Raw genomic sequence first — 24661 nt, 5'->3', positions numbered from 1 at the left:
GCGATGTGATCTAGTTCACACAGCGGTAGCATGGTGACTCAGACCGAGACCCACCGAGACCCTGCACCGAGATCGGAGCGACATGAACTCCGTCGTCCTCGCCGTGGTCGGCGTGGCCATGATGGTCCTCGGGTACGTGCTGTACTCGAAATTCCTGGCCCGCCGTGTCTACAAGCTCCAGGACTCCTTCGTCACCCCCGCCCACGAGCTCGGTGACGGCGTGGATTACGTGCCCACCAACAAGTACGTATTGTGGGGCCACCACTTCACCTCCGTGGCCGGGGCGGCACCCATCGTGGGGCCCGCGATCGCCGTCATCTGGGGGTGGGTGCCGGCATTCCTCTGGGTGACCATCGGCACCGTCTTCTTCGCCGGCGTCCACGACCTCGGCGCCCTGTGGGCCTCCAGCCGGCACAAGGGCAAGTCGATCGGGTCGCTGTCCGGGCAGTACATCGGCCACCGCGGGCGCAACCTGTTCCTCGTCGTGATCTTCCTGGTCCTGCTCATGGTCAACGCGGCGTTCGCCGTGGTCATATCCGGGCTCCTCGTCAACACGCCCACCGCGGTGATCCCCACCTGGGGTGCCATCGTCGTCGCGTTGCTCATCGGTCAGGCCATCTACCGGCTCAAGTGGAGCCTGCCGCTCGTGTCCGTCATCGGCGTCGTGGCTCTCTACGCCCTGATCCTGGTCGGCGACCGTGTCCCGGTGGTGCTGCCGGAGACGGTCCTCGGATTGTCGGCGAACGCGTTCTGGATCGTCGTGCTCTTCCTCTATGCCGGCGTGGCCTCGGTGCTTCCGGTCTGGTTGCTGCTGCAGCCGCGCGACTACATCAACGGGCTGCAGCTGTTCATCGCCCTGGGCATCCTCTACGGGGCGGTGCTGATCTCCGCTCCGACCGTGGTGGCGCCCGCGTTCAACGACTCTCTGCCCGAGGGCACGCCCAGCATCGTGCCGCTGCTGTTCGTGACCATCGCGTGCGGTGCCATCTCCGGCTTCCACGGGATCGTCGCCTCGGGCACGTCCTCCAAACAACTGGACAAGGAGCCGGACGCCCGCTTCGTCGGCTACTTCGGTGCGGTCGGCGAGGGCCTCCTCGCGCTCGGCGCGATCATCGCGACCACCGCCGGATTCCGGACCATCACCGACTGGGAGGCCGTCTACTCCGCGTTCGGCCAGGGCGGGGTGTCCGCGTTCATCGAGGGTGGCGCCGCCATCGTCAACCAGGGCCTCGGCATCCCCGCCGGGCTCAGCGCCACCATCCTGGCGACCATGGCCATCCTCTTCGCGGCCACCACCATGGACACCGGCATCCGCCTGCAGCGGTTCGTGGTGCAGGAGGCGGCCCACATCATCGGCTTCTCCCTCAACAAGGCCCTGGCCACCATGATCGTCCTCGGCGTGGCCATGGGCCTCACGTTCGGCGCGGGCGGCGACGGATCGGGCGGAATGCTCATCTGGCCGCTGTTCGGCACCACCAACCAGCTGCTGGCCGGCCTCACCCTGTCGATCATCGCCGTGATCCTGCTGCGCAAGGGCCGCCCCGTGCTCCCGGTTTTGGTCCCGCTGGTGTTCCTGCTGGTGATGTCGGTCTACGCCCTGATCGTCCAGATGGGCGAGTTCTGGGCAACAAAGAACTGGTTGCTGCTCGTGCTCGACGTCATCATCCTCATCGCCGCGGTGTGGGTCATCTTCGAGTCCGCGATCGTGATGTCCCGGGCGAAGAAGAGTCCGCCCGAGCTCGACGAGGACGCCATGGAGGGCACGGCGGCGGGGAAGCGGTCCTCCCGGTGAGCCGGTGACTGTCCGATACCGGCTGCGCAGCCTGCAGGCCCGAATCGGTGCGGGTCTGCACGAGTTCTACGTGGCGCCCTACCGACGCACCTTCGCCCGTGCCCAGCGCGACGAAGAGGACCTGTTCATGATGCTCGTCCTCTCCGAGGCGCTGGGCGTGCCCAATCCCGCCGGCTACTACACCGTGGAGCTGCTGCCCGTGGTCTACGACCGGTTCCACGAGTGGCACCGGCGGATGGGCATGGAACGCTCGCCCTTGGAGCAAGTCTCGTGCTGCTAGAGCTCGCCGCCGCCCGCCGGGTCCTGTTCGTCGGCGGCAAGGGCGGTGTCGGCAAGACCGCGGTCGCCTCCGCGACCGCCCTCGCCCAGGCCCGCGCCGGCCGCCGGGTGCTCGTCGTCTCGACCGACCCGGCCCATAACCTCGGGCACCTGTGGGAGTGCCGGATCGGTGACCGGATCACCCCGCTCGCGCGGAACCTCGGCGGCACCGGAGGGGGCTTCACGGGCGGCGTCCTCGACGGCCTCGAGGTCGACCCGGCCGCCACGGCCGACGCGCACCTCGCCACCGTCGGCGCCACGATCCGCCGGCTCATGCCCGAGCACCTCGCGGCCGAGGTCGACAAGCACATGGAACTTGCGCGCGACTCGCCGGGCACGCACGAGTCGGCGGTCCTGGAGCGGATCGCCGACCTCGTCGACACGGCCCTAACCGAATACGACCTGATCGTCTTCGACACCGCCCCGTCCGGGCACACCGCCCGGCTCATGGCGCTGCCCGAGATCATGTCCGCCTGGACGGAGGGGCTGCTGCGGCGCCGTGGCAGGGCGGAGAAGTTCGGGGCCGCCCTGCGGGGCCTCGAGGACCGGGACGCGGCGGGAGAGAGCACCGTGGGTACTGAGAGGCCGCGGGACCCCCGCGAGGAGCGCGACCTCGACATCCGGCGCATCCTGCTGCGCCGCCGCAAGCGGTTCGAGGTCCTGCGGGAGACCCTGGTGGACGCCGAGCGCTGCAGCTTCGTCATCGTCCTCGCGGCCGAGCGGCTACCCGTCCTCGAGACCGTCGAACTGCACGAGAAGCTGGTCCGCGCCGGCCTGGACGCGGGGGCGCTCGTGGTCAACAAACGCTCGCCGGCCCACGCCGGAAACTTCCTCGCCGAGCGCCGTGCCCTGGAGGAGGTGCACGTCGCCGCCCTGCGCCGCGCGCTGCCGGACGTCCCGCTGCTGCAGGTCCCCCTGCTGCCGGGGGAGGTCGTGGGCCGGGAGGCACTCGAACGTTTCGGGGACGCGCTCGCCCATGGGGACCCCGGGTCCGTGACAGCCTGGCGCGCATGACCACCGCCGCGGCCGACGCGAATGACCGGGGGGCGCATGACCACCGCCGCGGCCGACGCGAATGACCTGACGCGCATGACCACCGCCGAGGCCCACGCGAATGACCGGGGGCGCATGCCACCGCCGCGGCCGACGCGAATGACCGGGGGGCGCATGACCACCGCCGAGGCCCACGCGAATGACCTGGCGCGCACGACCTCGGCCAGGGATGAACGTCCGGGCACCATGCTCAGGGCGCCGACGATCGCGACGCGGGACTTCTCGCGGCGCCCACGGTCGACGGGGGAATTAATCGGACCACGGTCCGGTTGATTCGGGCATGCCTGCCATCACCGCCGACACCCTGACTTTGCCCCGCCTGACCGAACCCGCACCGACCGACACCGAACGCCCGATCCGGTCGGTGACTACCGGACCCCGCGGCTACGAAGGAGAGGGCTTCCCCGTCGTGCGGGCCTTCGCCGGGGTCAGCGCCCGCGACCTGGACCCGTTCGTGCACATGGATCAGATGGGCGAGGTGGAATACCAGCCCGGCGAACCGCGCGGCACCGACTGGCACCCACACCGCGGCTTCGAGACCGTCACCTACATGATCGACGGGCGCTTCGCCCACCAGGACTCCCACGGCGGTGGTGGGCTCATCACCGACGGCGCCACCCAATGGATGACCGCCGGGTCGGGCATCCTGCACATCGAGACCCCGCCGGCCGAGCTGGTGGACAGTGGCGGCCTCTTTCACGGCGTCCAGCTATGGGTGAACCTGCCCAAGAAGGACAAGTTCGCCGCCCCGCGCTACCAGGCGATCGAAGGCACCCAGGCCCGGCTGCTGTCCTCCACCGACGGTGGCGCGTTGGTGCGCCTCATCGCCGGGGACATCGACGGCAAGGCCGGACCCGGCATGACGCACACGCCGATCACGTTGGCGCACGCCACGATCGAGCCGGGTGCGCAGCTCAACGTGCCGTGGAACCGCGACTTCAATGCACTGGTCTACGTGCTGTCCGGGCGGGGCTCGGTGGGGCCGGTCGCGCACCCGATCCAGCAGGGTCAGCTGGCGGTGTTCGGCCCCGGCGACCGCATCACCGTGGCCGCCGACCCCGGCCAGGACGCCAACCGGCCGGCACTGGAAGTACTGCTGCTGGGCGGCAAGCCGATCCGCGAACCCGTCTTCCAGTACGGCCCGTTCGTGATGAACTCCAAATCCGAGCTGATCCAGGCGATGGAAGACTTCCAGGCCGGCAAGTTCGGTGTGATCCCGCCGGACGCCCTTATGCCGCACCGGCCGCGGCGCTGAGCGGGTGGCCCCAGGGCGCCGAGAGTGAATCTCTTGCGAAAAATCGGCGGGACCGTCGCGCAGGATTCACGGTCGGCGATTGCTGAGGACGCGTGGCCCGGGGCCGGTCGCGCGACGTGGCGTCTGGGCCCGGGGCATCAACCGTCGATGAAGGTGACCGTCTCGTGGATGGACGCACGGCCGGTACGGGCGTAACCCACTGTCTCATCGGCGAAACCGATCGACACACCGCAGAACAGAATGAGCTCGGCCGGCGGACGGACCAAGTCCGCCACCGTCCGACGCACCTGCGACCATGCCATCTGCGGACAGCTGTGCAGTCCTTCAGCGCGGAGCAACAACATGACAGTCTGCAGATACATGCCGACGTCGGACCATTGCGGAAGGCCCAAATCTCGGTGCACGTAACAGAAGAGCGCAGCCGGGGCCCCGAAGCAGTTCCAGTTGGCGATCGCGGCACGCTGGCGTGCCTCCCAATCCTCCCGTGCGATCCCGAGGGCGGCGTAGCGCTCTCGGCCGAAGGCCGACCTGCGCTCGCGGTAGGGAGATTCCAGACTCGTCGGATACATCTCGAACTGGCGCTCATCCCAGGCCTGACCGGTGCTGACCCGCTCCGTTGCCCGCTTCTTCAGCTCCGCCAGCGGCGCACCGGTCACCACGTAGGTGTTCCAGGGCTGGATGTTTGAGCCCGACGGCGCCCGGGTGGCGGCCGTGAGCACCCGCTCGAGCGTCTCCGGCGAAACGGGCCTGTCGGTGAACGCCCTTACTGATCGCCGACTTTCAACTGCCTCGTATACGTCCACGAGCACCTGCCCTCCCGCTGGTCATGCCTTCTGGATGAAGTGCCCCGCCGCGGCCAGAATGGCTTCCGTCCATCTCCCAGAACGGGGGGAACGCCGCCGATTCATCCCGGCGTCTGGATCCGGCTCGGGTCAATGTCCGTGCGGTAACCACCGCATGCCCCTCCTGCGGCTGACCACCGAGCGGTCACCCTCCCACGACCCCTCCGGAAACCGCTGATGTATCGGCGATCTCACGCATCTGATCGAGAAGGCGGGACGCGACGCGAGCAGCAAGCCAGAGCGAGACCTGATCGTCGTCCGACAATCCGGCCAACAGACCGGAGATGCGCTGCTTGCGGATCCCGGAGCGTGCGTCCCACAGCCGCCGCCCCTCCTCGCCGACCTGGACCAGGCATGCTCGCCCGTCGTCAGGGTCGCCGCAACGTTCCAGCAGCCCTTGACGTTCCATCCGCTGCACGAGCTGTGTCATTCCCGATTGACTGGCGCCCTCGGCCTCGGCGAGAGCGGTGACCCGCATGGGACCCTCCCTGTGGAGTCGGTTCAGCACGAGTGTTGCGCTGGCACTCAGTTCGTCACGGTCGGCGAGGTGTCGCCACATCAAATCTGCACTCGAGACGAGCATCTCCGAGATGGCGTCGACGTCACTGGCGGTCGTGTTGCTCATCCGACATTTATATCATTAACAGGAAGTAAATTGGCGACGCTCCTTCGCTGAACCTGGAGAACGAGGGCGACAGAAACGCGCGGCTCCGGACGAATTGATCCTGGCAATCAGCACTCAAATGCGGACTAGTGGCAGCGGTGGTGGAGCCGCAAAGGTGGCGCACCGCTGATGTCAGCGCACGCCAGGCAGGCACCTCGATTTGTGAAGAATATTGCGTATGCGATATAGATTGCAGCATGAGCGTGCAACCACCGGCGCGTGGGAGCGCGGATCGAGCAGGCCACCGCCGCCCATTCGGCCGGGCCGTTCTCCGGAACGGGTGGCTACCTCTCGTCACCGTGACAGCCCTCGCCACCGGTTCGGTCTGCATCTGGCACGTGCACCAGATGTCCGAGCCGGGCTCCGTCCCTTCCGTTCCCGCCGCGCAGGCGCCTGAACAGTTCACTCCGAAGCGGCTCACGTACGAACTGTTCGGGTCCATCGGCGACGGCGGGATCGTGAGCTATGTCGATGTCAGCGGCCACCCGCACGCCATCGAGCTCGCTGAACTGCCGTGGTCGCACACCGAGACGACCACGCTCACCGTCGTGTCCGGCAGTGTCTCAGCGCAGGTCGACGGCGGCGATCTGAGTTGCCGGATGCTGGTCAATGACGTTGTGCGCGACGAGCACCACTCCGACCATGCCGACGCGGACGTCACCTGCCGGGTGAAGTCGGCGTGAGCACTCATCGCGCCAACAAGCCGTTCGTCGCACGAACGGTGCGGTTCCTGGCGGTACCGATCATCATCTTCTGGGGCCTCGTCGCCGTGAGCACCAACACTTTCATCCCCCAGGTCGAGCGGGTCGCCGAGCAACTCGCGGGTTCGATGATTCCCAGCTATGCGCCCTCACAGGTCGCGATGCTCGAGATCGGCAAGAAGTTCGAAGAGTCGACGTCCACCAGCCTGGCGATGGTCGTCCTGGAGGCGGACCGTCCGTTGGACGGAGCCGATCACGACTACTACGACGATCTGATCGATCGACTAGGGCAGGACACTGAACACGTCCAGTACGCAATGGATCTGTGGGGAAAGCCGATCACCGCGGCGGGTGTCCAAAGCATCGACGGCAAGGCCACATTCGTGTTAATGCGGCTCGCCGGCAACACGGGCCAGATTCAGGCGAACGAATCTGTCGACGCTGTCCGCGAGATGGTCGCCGACAGCGCCCCGCCGCCAGGCCTCACCGTGTACGTGAGCGGCGCCGCACCGCTGGCGGCGGACACACTGTCGATCGCCAACTCAAGCCTGAACAACATCACGATCCTCACGATCATCCTCATCGTGGTGATGCTGCTGGTCGTCTACCGGTCGTTCTCCACCCTGCTGGTCCCCCTCGTCAGCGTGCTGATCCAAATGCTGGTAGCAAAGGGAATCATCGCCACGCTCGGACACTTCGGCATCATTCCGCTGTCGTCGTTCGCAGTGAACATCGTTGTGGCGCTGACATTGGGGGCAGGAACCGACTACGGCATCTTTCTGCTCGGCCGCTACCAGGAAGCCAGACAGGCCGGCGAGAGCCGCGAGGCCGCGTTCTACACGGCCTACCGCAGCGTGGCACCCGTCATCATCGGCTCGGGGCTGACCATCGCCGGTGCGTGTTACTGTCTGAGCCTGGCGCGTCTGGACTACTTCCACACCATGGGTCCAGCCGTCGCCATCAGCATGTTGTGCACCATCGCGGCTGCGCTGACGCTCGCACCCGCGCTGCTCACCCTCGGTAGCCTGTTCGGTCTCTTCGATCCCAGGCGTGCATCCACGGGCCGGCTGTATCGGCGAATCGGGGCCAGCGTGGTGCGTTGGCCCAAGCCGATCTTCGTGGCCAGTTGCGCCGTCGTGATGATCGGGGCCATCTTCGTCCCCAGCTATCAGGTGAACTACGACGACCGCGCATACCAGCCGGCCGACGCCTCGGCGAACCGTGGCTTCGCAGCATCGGATCGGCACTTCGCGGAGAGCAAACTGTTCAGCGAGATGCTGATGATCGAGACCGACCACGACATGCGCAACCCCGCAGACTTCATCTCGCTGGACCGCGTCGCCAAGAGCCTCATCCGACTCCCCGGCGTAGCCATGGTGCAGAGCATCACCAGACCGTTGGGCCGACCGTTGGAACACGCCACGATTCCGTACCTATTCACGACGCAGGGCAGCGGTAGCGGTCAGCAACTGCCTTTCAACGAGCAACAGAACGAGAACACCGATCGGCAAGCCGATATCCAAACGCGCTCCGTCGAGGTGTTGGCGCAGGTGCTCGATCTGACACAGAAGATGTCGGACGAACTGCACTCAACGGTACTCACCCTGGACAACGTCAAGCAGGTCACCGACGACATGAACGCGGGGATATCGAACCTCGATGACTTTCTGCGGCCGCTGCGTAACTATTTCTACTGGGAGCCGCACTGTTTCGATATTCCAGCGTGCTGGGCGATGCGGTCGCTGTTCGATGCGCTCGACGGCGTCGACAGCCTCTACGCAGAGATCACCGATGCCGTCGCCTCACTGCAGGCCGTGGACAGGCTGTTGCCGCGGATGATCGCTCAACTGGACCGGATGATGGAGGACACGCTCGCGCTACAGACCGTCATCACCAACTCGTACGGTCCGGCACATCTGCAGTCCACTCAGACCGATCAGACATACGACGACCTCATCAATGTCGGTAATGACTTCGACCGATCACGCAGCGATGACTTCTTCTACATATCCAGGGAGGCGTTCGACAACGAAGACGTCAAGACCGGCATGCAGTTGATGATGTCGCCGGACGGCAAGGCTGCCCGGTTCATCATCACCCACGAGGGCAACGCCATGGGGCCGGAGGGTGTCGAGCACGTGGAGCAGTTCCCCGAGGCGATCAAGATCGCGCTGAAGGAGACTTCACTGGCCGGGGCCAAGATCTACATCGGCGGTGCGGCGTCGAACGACAGAGACATCAAGGCCTATGCCGCGTCCGATCTGCTCATCGTCGCGGTGGCCGCATTCGTGCTCATTTTCCTCATCATGCTCTATCTGACCCGAAGTCTGGTGGCAGCGATGATCATTCCCGGAACTGTAGCGTTCTCCTATGCCGGCGCCTTCGGCCTTTCGGTGCTGGTCTGGCAACACCTTATCGGTCTGCCTCTGCACTGGTTGGTCCTGCCGCTCACCTTCATCATCCTCGTGGCTGTCGGCTCGGACTACAACCTGTTGCTGATCTCCCGAGTGAAGGAGGAGACGGGCGCCGGGTTGAACACGGGACTCATCCGCGCACTCGGTAGCACCGGCAGCGTGGTGACGTCGGCGGGTCTGGTGTTCGCTTTCACGATGCTGGCGATGCTCATCGGCGATCTGCGCACCATCGGCCAGTTGGGATCGACAGTGTGTATCGGGCTTCTGCTCGACACCCTGGTGGTGCGCTCGTTCGTCGTACCATGCATGATGCGTCTTCTCGGGCCGTGGTTCTGGTGGCCGACTCTTATCCGGCAACGGCCACTTCGGCGGAGACCGGAGGCGCGCAGATGACCACGTCCAGTCTCTACGGCACGCTGGCGATCGTCGCCTTTGCGCTGATAGGGGTGTTCGCCGCGGTTGCCTTCGTGTTCACCGGGCGGATGATGGGCCGCAGGCACGTCAGGCGCAGCCTGGACATCGGCGTGCTGCCGGCAACATTGCGAAAGGTCCGAAACCGCGACCCGCTTACCGACGATGAAATCGTTCTGGCGCGAGAGGTGCTTGCAGACCGAGGTAGTCTGCTGGCGCTGGCCGTGCCTGCCACCCTGTTCTGCCTCGGTTGCTTCTACGTGTTCGGCAGCCTCGAGCAACTTCATGGGCACATCGCCTCGGAGAGAACGTTTCTCGGAGTGATCCCGATGATCACGTCCACCAATATGGCGGTACAGATCCTGCGAAGCGTACGGCTCAAGCGGCGGTTGGTGAACGCAATCACGCCGAACGCACAGCCACGGTAGCGAATTCGGCAGACTGCCTACCGTGGTAGCACGCTCGGCGCGGGAGATCGTCAGTGATCCCAGACGATCGGCACGAACCGAAAAGCGTTGCCGGCGAAGGCCACGTGGCACACGGACGGAAAGGGCAGATGCGTGGCCACCAGCTGTTCCCCGCTCGCCGCCAGCTCAGACAACAAGCGGACCCGGACGCGGGCAGCCTCCTCGGGATCGTGTTCGAAACCGTTCTGCCACTCGGGGTTGTCGAACCCGGGCTGAAAGACCGCGTCACCGGCGAACGTCAACGCCTCGCCGCGGGACTCCAGGCGCACGACGCTGTGACCGGGTGTGTGGCCGCCTGTGCGCCGGACCAACACCCCGGGAGCCACCTCGTACTCCTCCTCGAACGGTCGCAACTGATTGCGGTACACGCTGAGAAACTGCGTGGCGGTCGCTCGGAGAACCTCCGGGATCGGCGCCGGCATGACGGTGCGGGAGAAATCTGGCGCCTCCCAGAACTCGGCCTCGGAGGTCGCCACATGCACGCGCAGGTCCTGGCGCAGCCGGCCGCGTAACCCGTCGACCAGCAGTCCGCCGATGTGGTCCATGTGCAGATGAGTGAGCACCACGTCGGTCACGGAGGACGGGGCGATCCCGGCGTCGTCCAACCGGGCGGCCAACTGTCCCGCACGCGGGAAGCCCGGAAACTCCGTCCCCAGACCGGAATCGATGAGGATGATCTTGCCGGCGCTGCGTACCACCGCCACGTTCAGCGGCCAGTCGAGCACTTCCGGCGGCAGATACATGTCCTCGAGCCAGGCCGACAGTTCCGCAGCGCCGACATTGGTGGCCATCGTGACGGCGGTGATGGGCAATACGCCGTCGCTGATCACCATCACGTCGATGTCGCCGACCTTCAGCGCATAGCGCGACGGAACCAATTCGCCGAGGCGCGTGCCACCGCCGTGGGAAATGCTGTCCACACTCATGTTTTTCTCTTTCTGCGTGCCTTGACCCGAAGAGACGGTGGAGATCACCTGTCCGTCCACCCGAACGCATCGCGGTAGCAGGATTCATCCGGCGGTCGACCCGCGTGCTTCTCGTCGTCGCCGAACGTGCAGCGAAGGTGCTGGATTGGATCTGCCGACCGGATTGCTACCGTGCTTGAACGTTGGGCGTGGCCTTCTGCAGCGGATAGATCAGCTCCAGCTCGCCGAGCGCCGCCGCCACCGTCAGCAGGGGCAGCGCGGCCGACACCCCCAAATCGTCGTCGGGCACCTCTGAGCGCAACGCCAGCACGAAGTCGTCGCCGATCGGCGACCAGTCCTGATCCGGGTCGAAGCGCCCGGCCAGCCGGTCGCTGATCGCGTCGACGTGAAACTCGAGCACCTTGCGGACATTCGGGTACGCCCCCAGCGGCGGCGGGGTCGGGATGTCGGCGATCAGGTCGGCTGCGGCGCGCAACCGGATCGCCCGGTTGAACGACCGCACCACCGGCGCGCGGAAGTCGGTCTCACCGCTGCTCTCGGACAGATACTGGCGTACCGCGTCGTCGATCACCCGGGAGGCGGCCAGCGCGTTGTGACTCAGCGTCGCCACTTCGTCGCGGCGCTCCTCGAACGCGCCGCGGGTGATGCGCAGTACCGCCACCTGCAGGTACCGGCCGAAGATGCCGCGCGCGGAGTCGATGGCCCTGGTGACCGAGGCGGTCGCGCCGCGCGGCCACAGCAGCACCGACACCACCACCCCGACGAGTGCGCCGACGACGACGTCCTCCACCCGGATCAGACCGACCTCCCAGCCGGTGGGCACGATCAGGTTGAAGAAGATCAGCACCATCATCGTGAAGGCGGCCTGCGCCGCGGTGAACGACGCGATCTCGGGCACATACGCCGACCCGAACACCACCAGCGGCATCAGCAGCCACAGCACCGGCGGATCCACGCCGACGAGGTTGATCAGCAGGGCACCGAGCAGGAAGCCGATGCCGGTGCCGATCACCGCGCGCCACACCCGGGTGCCGGTGGTCAGAGCACTGGAGCGCAGCACCGACAGGGCACCGAGCACCACCCAGAAACCATGTTCCACGGGAAACAGGTGTGTCACGGCCACGGCCAGCGCCAGCCCCAGCCCGGTGCGCAGGCTGTTGCGCACCGCCACCGCCCGGCTGGTGACGAACCCGGACGCGATCTGGGCGGCCACCTTCGTCTCGGGCAGCAGACGCTCGGACGCCCCGGTCGGCGGCAGTCGCAGGCCCAGCGCACGCGCCCACACCGGGCGGGCGTCGGCGGCCGCCGCCGCGGCGATGATCCGTCCGGTCGCGCCGATGGTCGCCGCGATGGTCCGCCGCCGCAGCAGCTCGCGGCCCAACCGCACGGCATGGTCGTCGTCGACGGCGCCCAAGATCGTCTGCAGGTCCTCGCGGTAGCGGCCGCGCGCCACGGTGCGCAGGTCGCTCAGGGCGGCCTCCAGTGCGGCGCGCCCGGCGTCCCGGTCCACCGACCGGGGCTGCTGCAGGACCGCCGCCGCGCACCGCAGCACCCGCACTGCCGGAGCCCGCATGTCCGCCAGGGCCGCCCCCGCGCGCTGTCCGGTCCGGTCGGACACCCACTCCAGATCGTCGACGACACGGACCAGCGCACGGCTGCCGGCGGTCAGACCGACCGGGCGGAAGTCGGCGCCCAGGAACGTCTCCCGCAGCCGGTCCATCGCGCGGGTGACGTCCTCGGCGGTGGCCGCGCCGTCCAGCCGGTCAGCCAGCGTGCGGCAGGCGCGGGCCGCGCGGCGGCGCAACTGGCCGTGGTGACGCGGCGGCAGGAAGAACAGCGCGGCAGGCACACACACCGCCAGCGCGATCGTCCAGCCCAGCAGCCGTTCCTCGACCGGGCCCACCGGTGTGCACGCCGGGAGCACGAACGTCAGCAGCGTGGCGCGCTGACCGGCGGCGATCGTCTCGCTGAACACCCCGCAGAACGTCACCACGGCGCCGAGCACGAACATCGTCACGACCGCGGGCACCGGATACGGCGCGACCAGCGTTCCGAGCGTGATCATCACGTAACCGTTGAGGGCCAGCCCGGTGTAGGCCAGGGCGCGGTTGTTCGCGTTGCCCGGAAAATCGCTGAACACCAGCAGTGCGACCGACCCGAAGATCGTGAACAGCGGCGTCTGCGAATTGCCCGCCACGACGAAGCCGACCGCCCCGGCCAGTGGCACCACCAGGGCCGCGCGCAGGGCACGCCGCAGCGCGTCACCGTCGGGATCGCGCCGCTGGATCCGCTGCGCGATGCGGTCGCGCAGAGCGGCTGGCCGGAGGGAGCGCACGGCGGTCGTCAGCGCGCCATCAGTGCGCCAACACCTTGATGGCGATGACGAGGAGACCGAGGGCGACCAATGACAGAACCGTCAGAGTTTGCTGCCACCAGGGCAGTGCCGTCTTGCGGACCGCCAGCAGCGCGATCACGCCGAGCTCGACGACCAGGATCCACTTGGCGATCCACACCGCGGTGTCGGTGTCGAGCAGGCCCAGACCGGCGGTCGCCAGCGCGCCCAGCGGCAGCACGCTGGCCTCGAGGATCTGCCCGGAGGCCTGCAGCATCCGCCAGCCTTCGACCCCCCGCGGGGCGTGGCCGTAGACGCTGAGATGCGCGACGAAGTCCGACAGCAGGCTGGCCAGCCACAACCCGCCCATCGTCACGGCCACGTCGATCATGCGGTCCCACCCGCTGGTCTCGTCGCCGGTGTAGCGGGTGAGCACTGCCAGCGTCGCCAGACAGGAGATGGCCCCGTAGAGGCGCTCGCGCAGCATGGCCACCACGTGGGTGTCGGGGACGGCCGGCTCCTCGCCGCGGGCAGCAGCCGGATCCCCGGCCCGGCCGGTGGCCTCAGTCATCGGTGAGCACCGTGGCGAAACAACCGGAGTCCAGGGCATCGAGCAACTGCTCGACGATCCACGTCAGCCCCGGGGTGTCCGACGGCAGCAGCGTCTGCTCATAGCCCACCAGCAGGTAGACCGCCCACGCCGCGAACAGGTGCGCCTGGCGGGGGGAGCGCAGGATCTCCAACGCGCTGACATACAGCGCGTCGAACCGCTGCCGGTCCACCGCGGCCTGCACCGTGCGGACCTCCGGGTCGATGGCGGCCCACACCCGGATGGCGGCCTCGGCGCCGTGCGGCAACAGCAGCCCGGCGCGGATCAGCTTGTCGATGCGCTGCCGGGCGTCCGGCTCGGCCTGCACCGCCTCGACGACTTTCACGGTCATTCCCTCCTGCCAGTGCGCCACCAGCTGCCGGGTGAAGACCGGCCAGTTGGCGAAGTAGTGATAGAAGGATCCCGTGGTGACGCCCAGTCGTTGGCACACTTCGGCCAATTTCAGTCCGCCGTAACCCAGGTCGGAAAGCACTTCCAGCCCGGTATCGAAGAATGACTCTCGCGACGCGACGCCCCCCATGCCGTAGCACGATAGTTCGGTGCGCTATCACGGCGCGGTGCGCGCGCCTGGCGAGACCGCGCCGAATGTTTGCCCGATTGTCACGGTTGGGCCGCTGACAGCCACTGCGTGGCCAACTGCCAGGTGACGTGTGGCACAATTTGACCGTGCCGTATACGGCTAGTCGAGGTCCAGGTCGCCCTCCCGCAGCGAAGGCTGCTGAGACGCGCGAGCGCATTGTGCGTGCTGCTCGTGAAGTTTTCAGCGAACTTGGCTACGACGCTGCCACGTTTCAGGCCATCGCGGTCCGCGCTGACCTCACCCGTCCCGCCATCAATCACTACTTCGCCAGCAAACGAGTGCTGTGGGCCGAGGTGGTTCGGCAGACCGATGAGTCGATTGTTAGCGCGGGGATCGCGCGGGCGCAGGAGCAGACCGGGTTGATCGGGCGGCTGTCGGCGTTCCTGTCGGCGGCGACGCAGTCCGACGTCGAGGACCGCGCCGCGGCGGCGTTCCTGGTGACCTCGGTGCTGGAGACCCAGCGGCATCCCGAGCTGGTCAGCGAGGAGCACGATCCGCTGAGAAACTCCCGCGCCTTCGTCACGTGGGCGGTCAACGATGCGATCGCCCGCGGCGAGCTCAGCGCCGACACCGATGTCGACCATCTGGTGGAGATGCTGGTCGCGGTCGTGTGGGGGATGGGTTTCTACGCCGGGTTCGTCGGCGATCGCTCGGCGCTCGGCGCGGTGGTGCACAAGCTCGAACTGCTGCTGGCCAACAAACTCTGGAACCTCAGCGAGTAGTTCCTCACATCCTCGGGTCCCAGACGGGCCGGCAGGTTCTGTTGTGGATCGCTGTGGTGTGCAGCACACCCGCGGGTGTCACGACACTCTGTTAGATAGACTCGCGAAGTAATTCTTCTCGAGACGGAGCTGTCATGAGTTCACTGCGCACCGACAACGACACCTGGGACATCGCCTCCAGCGTCGGCGCGACCGCCGTCATGGTCGCCGCCGCGCGTGCCGCCGAAACAGCGCGCGACGACGCCCTGATCAACGACCCCTACGCCAAGATCCTGATCGCCGACGCCGGCACGGGGGCCTGGGAGTACATGCTCGACGACGACTTCATCGCCAAGGTCGCCGAGGCCGACGCCGAGCTGGCGCCGCTGTTCGAGCACATGGGCAACTACCAGGCGGTGCGCACCCTCTTCTTCGACGACTTCTTCGCCGGCGCGGTCGAGGCCGGCATCCGCCAGGTCGTCATCCTGGCCGCGGGCCTGGACTCCCGCGCCTTCCGGCTTCCGTGGCCGGCCGGCACCACGGTGTACGAGATCGACCAGCCCAAGGTGCTCGAGTACAAATCCGCCACACTGGCCGCGCACCGCGTCCAGCCCAGCGCCGACCGCCGGGAAGTGCCCATCGATCTGCGCCAGGACTGGCCCGCCGCCCTGTGCGCCGCCGGTTTCGACCCCGCCGCGCCGACCGCCTGGCTGGCCGAGGGACTGCTGATGTACCTGCCCGCAGACGCCCAGGACCGGCTGTTCGCCCAGGTCACCGAGCTGAGTGCGCCGGGCAGCCGGGTCGCCGCCGAGTCCATGGGCATGCACGCCCAGGATCGCCGCGAGCGGATGCGGGAACGGTTCGCCGCGCTCACCGCGCAGTTCGGCATGGACGAGCCGATGGACATCGCCGAACTGACCTACGAGGACCCGGACCGCGCCGAGGTGGCCGACTGGCTCTCCGCGCACGGCTGGCGCGCGCAGCGGGTCGAGTCGAAAGACGAGATGCGTCGCCTCGACCGTCTCGTCGAGCTGGTCGATGCGGACGAGGATTCGTTTTCGACGTTCACCACCGCCGAACGGGTCTGACCTCCGCGTCAGGCCACGATTACCCCCGTCGGGGGTCGCATCCCGCCCCATCGGGCGCTGTTCACCAACCGGGTGGTTGGTTAGGATTCGGGTATTCCACAGGCCAGGAGGACCCCACCATGACCACCGAATCCGTCGCGCCCGTCGAGGTGAGCAGCACGACGACCGACATTCCGGCAACGGTGCGCCGCCTGCGGCAGACGTTCGCCACCGGGCGCACCCGCAGCGTCGAATGGCGTAAGGGCCAGCTGCGCGCGCTGGAGCGGCTGATGACCGAGAACGAGACGGCGATCGCCGACGCGCTGGACAAGGACCTGGGCCGTTCGCCGTTCGAGGCCTGGCTGGCCGACGTGGCCAGCACCGCCGGGGAGGCCGCGTTCGCGGCCAAGAACGTCGGCAAGTGGATGAAGCGCCGACACCGGCTGCTCGAGATGTCCCAGCTGCCCGGCCGGGGCTGGGTGGAACACGAACCGTATGGCACCGTGCTGATCATCGGCGCCTGGAACTTCCCGTTCGCGCTCACCCTCGGCCCGGCCGTCGGGGCGATCGCGGCCGGCAACACCGTGGTGCTCAAGCCCTCCGAGGTTGCGCCGGCATCCGCGGCGTTGATGGCCGAGCTGGTGCCGCGCTACCTCGACAAGGACGCCATCGCCGTCATCGAGGGTGACGGTGCGGTCAGCCAGGAGCTCATCGCCCAAGGCTTCGACCACCTGCTGTTCACCGGCGGCACCGAGATCGGCCGCAAGGTCTACGAGGGTGCCGCGGCGCACCTGACCCCGGTGACGCTGGAGCTCGGCGGCAAGAGCCCGGTGATCGTGTCCGCAGACGCCGACGTCGAGGTCGCCGCCAAGCGCATCGCCTGGACCAAGCTGATCAACTCCGGGCAGATCTGCATCGCCCCGGACTACGTGATCGCCGAGGCGCCCATCCGCGATCAGCTGGTCGACCGGATCCGCGCGGCGGTAGAGGAGTTCGAGGCCGGCAACGCAGCGGGCAAGAAGATCGTCAACGAACGCCACTTCAACCGGCTGACCACCGCGCTGGCCGCCACCAAGGGGCAGATCGCCGTCGGCGGCGGCTCCGATCCCGCGGGGCTGAAGATCCAGCCCACGGTGGTGGTGGACCCAGACCCGGCCGAACCGCTGATGACCGACGAGATCTTCGGCCCCATCCTGCCCATCGTGACCGTGCAATCCCTCACCGAGGCAATCGATTTCGTCAACGCCCGGCCCAAGCCGCTGGCGGCCTACCTGTTCACCAAGACCAAGGCGGTGCGCGAGCGCGTGATCAGGGAGGTGCCCGCAGGCGGCATGGTCATCAACCACCTGCTGTTCCACTTCGCCACCCACAAGCTGCCGTTCGGCGGTGTGGGGCCGTCCGGGCTGGGCGCCTACCACGGCAAGTTCGGGTTCGAGGAGTTCAGCCACCGCAAGTCGGTCATGACCAAACCAACCCGACCCGACATCGCCGCCTTCATCTACCCCCCGTATACAGAGAAGGCGTGGAAGCTGGCGCGCAAGCTCTTCTGACCGCGCCGGTTCGGACCCTTTCAGAGAGGAAGATCAGTGCCAGGAGTGCAGGATCGTGTCATCGTCGTCACGGGCGCCGGCGGAGGGCTGGGGCGTGAGTACGCGCTGACGCTCGCCAAGGAGGGCGCGAGCGTCGTCGTCAACGACCTCGGTGGCGCGCGCGACGGCACGGGCGCCGGCCACAACATGGCCGACGAGGTGGTCAAGGAGATCAAGGACGCGGGCGGTCGGGCGGTCGCGAACTACGACTCCGTCGCCGAGCCCGAGGGCGCGGAGAACATCATCAAGACCGCCGTCGACGAGTTCGGCAAGGTCGACGGTGTGGTGAGCAACGCCGGCATCCTGCGCGACGGCACCTTCCACAAGATGGAGTTCGCCAACTGGGACGCGGTGCTCAAAGTGCACCTGTACGGCGGGTACAACGTGATCCGCGCGGCGTGGCCGCACTTCCGCGAGAACGGTTTCGGCCGCGTCGTGGTCGCCACCTCGACCAGCGGGCTGTTCGGCAACTTCGGCCAGGCCAACTACGGCGCCGCCAAGCTCGGCCTGGTCGGGCTGATCAACACGCTGGCCCAGGAAGGCGCCAAGTACAACATCAAGGCCAACGCCGTCGCCCCGATCGCGGCCACCCGCATGACGCAGGACATCCTGCCGCCTGAGGTGTTCGAGAAGCTCACCCCCGAGTACGTCGCTCCGGTGGTGGCCTACCTGTGCACCGAGGAGATGCCCGAGACGGCGTCGGTGTTCATCGTCGGCGGTGGCAAGGTCCAGCGGGTCGCGCTGTTCCAGAACAGCGGCGTCACATTCACCGAGGTGCCCTCGGTGGACGACATCGCCGGGCGGTGGGACGAGATCGCCGACCTGTCGGCGGCCGAACGCGCCACCTTCAGCCTGGGCTGATACCTGCATGAAAGCGCTTGTCGCGCAGGAGCTGTCAGGGCCGACCGGGTTAGTCTACACCGATGTCCCGGATCCGGCGAACCCGGACCAGGTGGTCATCGACGTCGGTGCTGCCGGCGTGTGCTTCCCGGACCTGCTGCTCCTGCGCGGTGAGTACCAGATGCGCCTCGACCCGCCCTTCGTGCCCGGCATGGAGGTCGCCGGCGTGGTGCGGTCCGCCCCGCAGAGTTCCGGTTTCACAGCCGGGCAACGGGTTTCGGCGTTCACGATGCTCGGCGGCTACGCCGAGCAGGTCGCCGTGGCACCAGATGCGGTGGTGTCCACACCGGCCGACATCGACGACGCGTCGGCCGCCTCGCTGCTGGGCAACTACTACACCATGCAGTTCGCCCTGCAGCGCCGCGGCGCGCTGCACCCCGGCGAGACGGTGCTGGTGCTCGGCTCCGCCGGCGGGGTCGGCACCGCCGCAGTGCAGATCGCCAAAGCCATGGGCGCCACCGTCATCGCGATGGTGCACCGGCCCGGGGCCGTCGAGTTCGTGGAGTCACTCGGCGCTGACGCGGTGCTGCCGCTGACCGACGGCTGGCGCGACGCAGTACTGGCCCACACCGGCGGACGCGGGGTGGACATGGTCGTCGACCCCGTCGGAGGTCCGGCCTTCGACGACGCGATCCGCGTGCTGGCCACCGAGGGCCGACTGCTGGTCATCGGATTTGCGGCCGGCGGCATCCCCACCGTCAAGGTCAACCGGCTGCTGCTGCGCAACGTCGGGGTCCTCGGCGTCGGATGGGGAGAGTTCGTCAACCGCACTCCGGGCGCGCAGGCTGAGGTCGGCGCGGCGCTCGGGGCGCTCGTCGAGGCCGGGCTGCGCCCCCCGCCGCCGGTGCGGTGCCCCCTGGCCGAGGGGGCGGCGGCGCTGCAGCGGCTGGCCGACGGCGACGTGCACGGAAAGCTGGTGCTGCAGCCGTGACCAGCCCCCAGGTGCTGCCGTGACCAGCCCCTCAAGGTTCTGCCGTGACCAGCCCCCAGGTGCTGCCGTGACGAGCCGCTCTCTGGTGCAGCCGTGACCAGTCCCCAGGTGCTCGCCTTCGATGTGTTCGGCACCGTCGTCGACTGGCACTCCAGCGTCACCCGCGAACTCGCCGCGTTCGGTGAGCGCCACGGTGTGCACGCCGACTGGGCCCGCTTCGCCACCGACTGGCGGGCGGGTTACGTGCCGGCGATGGACCGGGTCCGCCACGGCGAGCGGCCCTGGACCCGGCTGGACACGCTGCACCGCGAACGGCTGCTCGAGCTGCTCGACTCGGCCGGCATCAGCGCCGGGGATGCCGATATCGACCACCTCAACCGGGCGTGGCACCGCCTCGATCCGTGGCCCGACTCGGTCGCCGGACTGGCCCGGCTCAAGGAGCGGTTCGTGCTCACCACGCTGTCCAACGGCAACGTCTCGCTGCTGACCGACATGGCCAAGCACGCCCGCCTGCCGTGGGACTGCGTGCTGTCGGCCGAGCTCTTCGGCCACTACAAGCCCGATCCCGAGGTCTACCTCGGTTGCGCCGACCTGCTCGACGTGTCGCCCGGCGAGGTCATGCTCGTCGCGGCGCACCCCGCCGACCTGCGCGCCGCCCGCGCCGCCGGGCTGCGCACCGGGTTCGTCTACCGCCCCGCCGAGCAGGGCCCAGGCCGTACCGCGCGTCGGCCGCCCGACGGCGAATTCGACGTGCACGCAGAGGATTTCCTCGACCTCGCCGACCAGCTGGGCTGTCCGCCCGGCGGGTAGCGTGGACGGTGTGACTGCGACACTCCCGCCCGCGCTGGCCGCGGCGCAGAAGCTGCTGACCGACCCGCCCGCCGACCCGGACGTCAGCCGCGGCTACCTGGACCTGCTGGGCGCCCAGATCAGTGACGTACCCGAGAACACCGGCCTGATCCAGGCGCTATGGGCGTCGCCGATCGGGTCGCTGCTCTACGACAACGCCCAGACCGTCGCGCGCCGTCTCCTGACCGCCTGGCAGCAGCCCACCGAATGGCTCGATCTGCCGGCCGGCGGCATCGCCCTCGACGTCGGCTGCGGGCCCGGCAACGTCACCGCCGCGCTCGGTCGCGCCGTCGGGCCCGACGGGCTGGCGCTGGGCGTGGACATCTCTGAACCGATGCTGGCCCGCGCGGCGGCCGCCGAGGCCGGACCCAACGTCGGATTCCTGCGGGCGGACGCGCAACGGTTACCGCTGCGCGACGCGTCCGTCGATGCCGTGGCGTCGATCGCGATGTTGCAGCTGATCCCGGATCCGGCCACCGCGATCGCCGAGATGGTGCGGGTGCTCCGGCCGGGACGGCGCATCGCGGTGATGGTGCCCACCGCGGGGCGTGCCGCCAGCCTGATCCGGCTGCTGCCCAACGGCGGCGCCCACGCGTTCGGAGACGACGAACTCGCCGACACCTTCGAGAGCCTCGGGCTGAGCAGCGTGCGCGCCAAGAACACCGGCACCATCCAGTGGGTGCGCGGCGTCAAGGCCGCATGACCCACCGCCGCCGCCCGGCTGAGCCAGTAGGCTCGCGGCCGTGAGCACCGGCGGCCTCGCCCTCGTCGCGCTGGCGATCGCCGTCGGCCTGGTCGGCATCATCGTGCCGATCCTGCCCGGCGGGCTGCTGGTGATCGCCGCCATCGGCGTGTGGGCGTTCGTCGAGGGCAACGCGATCGCGTGGGTGACCTTCGCCGTCGCGGCCGCGGTGTACCTCGCTGCCGAGGTCATCAAGTACACCTGGCCGGTCAAGCGGATGCGGCAGGCTCAGGTGCGCACGTCGGTACTGGTCGCCGGCGCGTTGGCCGGCATCGTCGGCTTCTTCGTGATTCCGGTGATCGGACTCGTGATCGGCTTCGTGGCCGGCGTGTTCCTCGCCGAGGTCGTGCTGCGCCCCGACCTGCCGAGAGCGTGGGCGTCCACCGTGCACGCGCTCAAGGGAGTGGCGCTGTCGGTCGGCGTCGAGCTGGCTGGCGCTCTGCTGGCGACGATGGCCTGGGTGATCGGCGTCGTGCTGACGGTCTGAGAGTTCAGTCGCGCAACGCGGCGCGCAGCCGTGCCAGGTCCTCGTCGGTGACACCCGCGGCCTCCAGGAAGCCGCGAAGCGAGCCGAACTCGTCGTCCAGCGTGCGCCGTGCCATGTCGAGATACTGCTCGCGCACCCCGAGGACCGCGTCAGTCAGCCGGGCCTCGGCCAGTTCGAGGATCTCGGGCGCCTCCGCGGCGCGCTCCCGGATCGTGGCCAGGATGCTCTCCCGCAGCTGCGGCACCGCGACGTTGCTCTGCAGATAGTCGGCCATGATCGCGTCGCGGTCCACGCCGGCCGCCTCGAGCACCACTGCGGTGGTGAACCCGGTGCGGTCCTTGCCCGCGAAACAATGGGCGAGCACCCGGCGGTCCGAGCCGAGTAGCTGCACCACGCGATAGACGGCCGTGCGTGCCAGCGGGGCGGCGGCGATGCGTCCGTACTCCTCGGTCATGTACTGCGCGGCAGCGTCCGCGACCGACATGCCCTCGGGTTTGTCGGTCATCATCCGCTGGAAGGCGTGCTCGTGCGGCGCCTCCCCGTCGGAGGCGGCGGTTTCGACGAAGGGCAGGTGGTGGATGTCCACCCCCGGCGGGACCAGGCCGGCGCCGTGGCGTTCCAACTCGCGCAGCGTGCGCAGGTCTGCGACGTCGGTGACGCCGTAGGCAGTCATGGCGCCGCGGCCGGCCTCGTCGAGCTTGGACAGCTCACTCGCCCGGAAGAACCGGCCGGGCGTGATGCCGGTGTGCTCGGCGACGTCACGGAAGTTCCATGCGCCCGACAGTTCCTGGCCGCTCGAAACCCGACCGTTCGCCACTAGCTCGTCACCGCCGGACCCGATTGGCGGCTCGCCGCGCCATCCGATTGGCGGCTCGCCGCGCCATCCGATTGGCGGCTCGCCGCGCCATCCGATTGGCGGCTCGCCGCCGTACAGGCCGCGGCCAGCGCCGACTTCTCCCGCCCCAGCTCCGCCCGCGCGATCGTGCGCATGTGCACCTCGTCGGGCCCGTCGAACAGCCGCATCGCCCGGTGCCAGCTGTACAGCCGGGCCAGCGGGACGTCGTCAGACACCCCCGCCCCGCCGTGCACCTGGATAGCCCGATCGATGACGTCGCACGCCATCTGCGGCGCGACCGCCTTGATCTGGGCCACCAGCAGCTGCGCGTCCTTGCTCTTGTTGCCGTGCTGGTCGATGGTCCATGCCGCCTTGTGGCACAGCAGCCGGGTCTGTTCGATCTCGTTGCGGGACTTGGCAATCGCCTCGCGGACCACGCCCTGCTCGGAGAGCGGCTTGCCGAAAGCGATCCGGTTCTGCACCCGGTCGACCATCAGGGCCAGCGCCCGCTCGGCCGCGCCGATCGCTCGCATGCAGTGGTGGATGCGGCCGGGGCCCAGCCTCGCCTGGGCGATGGCGAACCCGCTGCCCTCCTCGTCGAGCAGATTCGAGACCGGCACACGGACGTTGTCGAACACGATCTCGCAATGGCCGTGCTGGTCCTGCCAGCCGAACACCGGCAGCGAGCGCTGGATGTCCACACCCGGGGTCTCGGCAGGCACGAGAATCATCGACTGCTGACGGTGGCTGGGGCCGTCGGGATTGGTGCGGCCCATGACGATCAGGATCTTGCAGCGCGGGTCCGCCGCCCCGGTGATCCACCACTTGCGGCCGTTGATGACGTAGTCGTCACCGTCGCGCAGCATGGTTGTCTCGATGTTGCGGGCATCGCTGGAGGCCACCGCGGGCTCGGTCATCGCGAAGGCACTGCGGATCTCGCCCGCCAACAGCGGTTCCAGCCACTGCGCGCGCTGCTCCTCGGTGGCGAACAGGTGCAGTGTCTCCATGTTGCCGGTGTCCGGCGCCGCGCAGTTGGTGACCTCGGGGGCGATCTCCATGCTCCAGCCGGTCAGCTCCGCCAGCGGGGCGTACTCCAGGTTGGACAACCCGGACTCGTCCGGCAGGAACAGGTTCCACAGGCCCCGCTCCTTGGCCAGCGCCTTGAGCTCCTCCACGACCGGCGGCACCGTGTGGTCGTCGGGGCCCGCCTCCGCGCGGTAGCGGTGATAGGCCTCCTCGGCCGGGAACACGAACTCGGTCATGAAGTCGGTCAACCGCTGGTGGTAGTCGGCCGCCTTGGCTGACATCGCGAAGTCCATGACCGCCACGATATGACACCTGTAAACGCGCCATCTTGCGAGTAGTCGTCTCGCTGCGCAACGTGCAGCCAATCCTCAGCGTAGGGAGCCCGCGGACGGGTTACCCGATAACAAGGGCCTCGGCGAGGCCGGCGCTGACGACACGGACCGAGAACGAAAGCGGAGAACACATGTGGCCTGCATCGTGGACCAACGGCTACCAGAATGCGCCCGCCCAACACCTGGACCAGGCACGCACGCTCCATCTGGCCGAGGGCACGCTGATGGCGCTGCTCCGCTGCCGCGACAAGGCCGCGATGGACGACCTGGTCGAGGGTGCCCGTAGCGCATGCCTGTCGCCCTATGCCGTGGCTGCCGCGCTGGTGTCGGTCATCGCAGGGGACAGCGCCCCCGACTCGCAGGACCCGGCCCACGTCCTGGTCCGCCAGCGCTGGGGTGCGCTGCTCGGGCTCTGACCTGCCGCAGTCTGTCATAGCGTGTCCGAGGGCATGCCGCACCACGACGAAGCGGCCCTCCCGGAGTCCGGGAGGGCCGCTTCGTGTCGAGGGCTCGGCACGGCCCAGAACGTCAGCAGTCCAGATATTCGGTGCCGCCGAGGCCGGGTGCCGTCGGAAGCTCAGTGCCGCCAGTAGTTGTTGTGGCTGTGGTGACGCTCGGTCCAGGGGTGCAGTTGCTGGCCGCCGTGGGCCTTGTCGGTGGCCCGGGTGTCGGGGGTGGTGACGATCGAGTGGCTGCCGTTGGTGTGGGTGGTGGTGGTCGCGGCGGCGGCCGGGCCGGCCAGGCCGAGGGCCGCACCGCCGATGACGCCGGCGGACAGCAGGGGCAGGACCAGGGCGCGGGTGATGTTCTTCATGATGAGTTCTCCTGTGTGAGTTG

General features: G+C 68.3%; 25 protein-coding genes. 16 read left to right on the top strand and 9 right to left on the bottom strand.

What is annotated here, in order from left to right:
• Positions 1–82: 82 nt before the first annotated feature.
• From ACEWX3_RS27575 to ACEWX3_RS27560, 4 genes are all read left to right on the top strand, one after another.
• Positions 83–1792, top strand: coding sequence for a carbon starvation protein A (locus ACEWX3_RS27575; protein ID WP_374158288.1), 1710 nt, complete (start codon positions 83–85; stop codon positions 1790–1792).
• Positions 1793–1796: 4 nt separating this feature from the next.
• Positions 1797–2072: a cory-CC-star protein gene (locus ACEWX3_RS27570; protein WP_374158287.1), complete on the top strand. Its 276-nt coding sequence runs from the start codon at positions 1797–1799 to the stop codon at positions 2070–2072.
• A complete protein-coding gene (locus ACEWX3_RS27565; RefSeq protein WP_374158286.1) occupies positions 2063–3124 on the top strand; it encodes an ArsA family ATPase in 1062 nt (353 codons plus the stop codon). The genes ACEWX3_RS27570 and ACEWX3_RS27565 overlap by 10 nt, the downstream gene beginning before the upstream one ends.
• A 319-nt stretch (positions 3125–3443) precedes the next feature.
• Positions 3444–4418: a pirin family protein gene (locus ACEWX3_RS27560; protein WP_374158285.1), complete on the top strand. Its 975-nt coding sequence runs from the start codon at positions 3444–3446 to the stop codon at positions 4416–4418.
• 137 nt (positions 4419–4555) lie between these two features.
• Here the strand turns inward: ACEWX3_RS27560 and ACEWX3_RS27555 are convergent, their stop codons facing one another.
• Both ACEWX3_RS27555 and ACEWX3_RS27550 read right to left on the bottom strand, forming a co-directional pair.
• Positions 4556–5221, bottom strand: coding sequence for a nitroreductase (locus tag ACEWX3_RS27555; RefSeq protein WP_207068837.1), 666 nt, complete (start codon positions 5219–5221; stop codon positions 4556–4558).
• A gap of 184 nt (positions 5222–5405) precedes the next feature.
• Positions 5406–5885 (bottom strand): MarR family winged helix-turn-helix transcriptional regulator, encoded by a 480-nt coding sequence (locus tag ACEWX3_RS27550; RefSeq protein WP_207068838.1) that lies wholly within the window; start codon positions 5883–5885, stop codon positions 5406–5408.
• 236 nt (positions 5886–6121) lie between these two features.
• Here ACEWX3_RS27550 and ACEWX3_RS27545 point away from each other — a divergent pair, with 236 nt between their 5' ends.
• The 3 genes from ACEWX3_RS27545 to ACEWX3_RS27535 are packed head-to-tail and all read left to right on the top strand — an operon-like array spanning position 6122 to position 9878.
• Positions 6122–6607 carry an MmpS family transport accessory protein gene (locus tag ACEWX3_RS27545; protein ID WP_374159974.1) on the top strand — a complete coding sequence of 162 codons (486 nt, stop codon included), beginning with the start codon at positions 6122–6124 and terminating at the stop codon, positions 6605–6607.
• Positions 6586–9432, top strand: a complete 2847-nt coding sequence (locus tag ACEWX3_RS27540) for an RND family transporter (RefSeq protein ID WP_374159973.1) — start codon at positions 6586–6588, stop codon at positions 9430–9432. The genes ACEWX3_RS27545 and ACEWX3_RS27540 overlap by 22 nt, the downstream gene beginning before the upstream one ends.
• Entirely contained in the window at positions 9429–9878 is a 450-nt protein-coding gene (locus tag ACEWX3_RS27535) for a hypothetical protein (protein WP_374158284.1), read from the top strand. Before ACEWX3_RS27540 ends, ACEWX3_RS27535 begins: the two co-directional genes overlap by 4 nt.
• Before the next feature lie 50 nt (positions 9879–9928).
• Here ACEWX3_RS27535 and ACEWX3_RS27530 read toward each other — a convergent pair whose 3' ends face one another.
• The 4 genes from ACEWX3_RS27530 to ACEWX3_RS27515 form a co-directional block, all read right to left on the bottom strand.
• Positions 9929–10843 carry an MBL fold metallo-hydrolase gene (locus ACEWX3_RS27530; RefSeq protein WP_374158283.1) on the bottom strand — a complete coding sequence of 305 codons (915 nt, stop codon included), beginning with the start codon at positions 10841–10843 and terminating at the stop codon, positions 9929–9931.
• A gap of 166 nt (positions 10844–11009) precedes the next feature.
• Complete coding sequence (locus tag ACEWX3_RS27525) at positions 11010–13178, bottom strand: FUSC family protein (RefSeq protein WP_374158282.1); 2169 nt, start codon at positions 13176–13178, stop codon at positions 11010–11012.
• Positions 13179–13197: 19 nt separating this feature from the next.
• Positions 13198–13746, bottom strand: coding sequence for a hypothetical protein (locus ACEWX3_RS27520; RefSeq protein WP_374158281.1), 549 nt, complete (start codon positions 13744–13746; stop codon positions 13198–13200).
• Entirely contained in the window at positions 13739–14305 is a 567-nt protein-coding gene (locus ACEWX3_RS27515) for a TetR/AcrR family transcriptional regulator (protein WP_163672550.1), read from the bottom strand. Before ACEWX3_RS27515 ends, ACEWX3_RS27520 begins: the two co-directional genes overlap by 8 nt.
• 146 nt (positions 14306–14451) lie before the next feature.
• On the opposite strand from ACEWX3_RS27515, the gene ACEWX3_RS27510 reads away from it, so the two are divergent.
• The 8 genes from ACEWX3_RS27510 to ACEWX3_RS27475 all read left to right on the top strand — a co-directional run bounded on the left by ACEWX3_RS27510 (position 14452) and on the right by ACEWX3_RS27475 (position 21631).
• Positions 14452–15087 (top strand): TetR/AcrR family transcriptional regulator, encoded by a 636-nt coding sequence (locus tag ACEWX3_RS27510; RefSeq protein WP_374158280.1) that lies wholly within the window; start codon positions 14452–14454, stop codon positions 15085–15087.
• Positions 15088–15221: 134 nt separating this feature from the next.
• Positions 15222–16154: a class I SAM-dependent methyltransferase gene (locus ACEWX3_RS27505; RefSeq protein WP_374158279.1), complete on the top strand. Its 933-nt coding sequence runs from the start codon at positions 15222–15224 to the stop codon at positions 16152–16154.
• Positions 16155–16273: 119 nt separating this feature from the next.
• A complete protein-coding gene (locus ACEWX3_RS27500) occupies positions 16274–17683 on the top strand; it encodes an aldehyde dehydrogenase family protein (protein WP_283612287.1) in 1410 nt (469 codons plus the stop codon).
• A 36-nt stretch (positions 17684–17719) separates the two neighbouring features.
• Positions 17720–18583 (top strand): SDR family oxidoreductase, encoded by an 864-nt coding sequence (locus ACEWX3_RS27495; RefSeq protein WP_283607140.1) that lies wholly within the window; start codon positions 17720–17722, stop codon positions 18581–18583.
• A gap of 7 nt (positions 18584–18590) precedes the next feature.
• Entirely contained in the window at positions 18591–19553 is a 963-nt protein-coding gene (locus ACEWX3_RS27490) for an NADPH:quinone oxidoreductase family protein (RefSeq protein WP_283607139.1), read from the top strand.
• Positions 19554–19646: 93 nt separating this feature from the next.
• Positions 19647–20363 carry a haloacid dehalogenase type II gene (locus tag ACEWX3_RS27485; RefSeq protein WP_221350627.1) on the top strand — a complete coding sequence of 239 codons (717 nt, stop codon included), beginning with the start codon at positions 19647–19649 and terminating at the stop codon, positions 20361–20363.
• Positions 20364–20373: 10 nt separating this feature from the next.
• Positions 20374–21105, top strand: a complete 732-nt coding sequence (locus tag ACEWX3_RS27480) for a methyltransferase domain-containing protein (RefSeq protein WP_374158278.1) — start codon at positions 20374–20376, stop codon at positions 21103–21105.
• A 40-nt stretch (positions 21106–21145) separates the two neighbouring features.
• Positions 21146–21631 carry a DUF456 domain-containing protein gene (locus ACEWX3_RS27475; protein ID WP_221350623.1) on the top strand — a complete coding sequence of 162 codons (486 nt, stop codon included), beginning with the start codon at positions 21146–21148 and terminating at the stop codon, positions 21629–21631.
• 4 nt (positions 21632–21635) lie between these two features.
• On the opposite strand, the gene ACEWX3_RS27470 is transcribed toward ACEWX3_RS27475, so the two are convergent.
• Positions 21636–22448, bottom strand: coding sequence for a tyrosine-protein phosphatase (locus ACEWX3_RS27470; RefSeq protein WP_207069059.1), 813 nt, complete (start codon positions 22446–22448; stop codon positions 21636–21638).
• Complete coding sequence (locus tag ACEWX3_RS27465; RefSeq protein ID WP_374159972.1) at positions 22448–23773, bottom strand: acyl-CoA dehydrogenase family protein; 1326 nt, start codon at positions 23771–23773, stop codon at positions 22448–22450. The genes ACEWX3_RS27470 and ACEWX3_RS27465 overlap by 1 nt, the downstream gene beginning before the upstream one ends.
• A gap of 182 nt (positions 23774–23955) precedes the next feature.
• Here ACEWX3_RS27465 and ACEWX3_RS27460 point away from each other — a divergent pair, with 182 nt between their 5' ends.
• The gene (locus ACEWX3_RS27460) at positions 23956–24240 is read left to right on the top strand and encodes a hypothetical protein (protein ID WP_152514928.1); all 285 of its coding nucleotides are present in this window, start codon (positions 23956–23958) and stop codon (positions 24238–24240) included.
• Between the two features lie 161 nt (positions 24241–24401).
• On the opposite strand, the gene ACEWX3_RS27455 is transcribed toward ACEWX3_RS27460, so the two are convergent.
• Positions 24402–24638 carry a hypothetical protein gene (locus ACEWX3_RS27455; protein WP_221351029.1) on the bottom strand — a complete coding sequence of 79 codons (237 nt, stop codon included), beginning with the start codon at positions 24636–24638 and terminating at the stop codon, positions 24402–24404.
• Between the last annotated feature and the right edge of the window lie 23 nt (positions 24639–24661).

This window comes from Mycobacterium sp. G7A2, from assembly GCF_041902445.1.
Classification (GTDB): domain Bacteria; phylum Actinomycetota; class Actinomycetes; order Mycobacteriales; family Mycobacteriaceae; genus Mycobacterium.
Note: the sequence above shows the minus strand (reverse complement) of the source record. Positions and strands in the feature narration are given on the sequence as shown.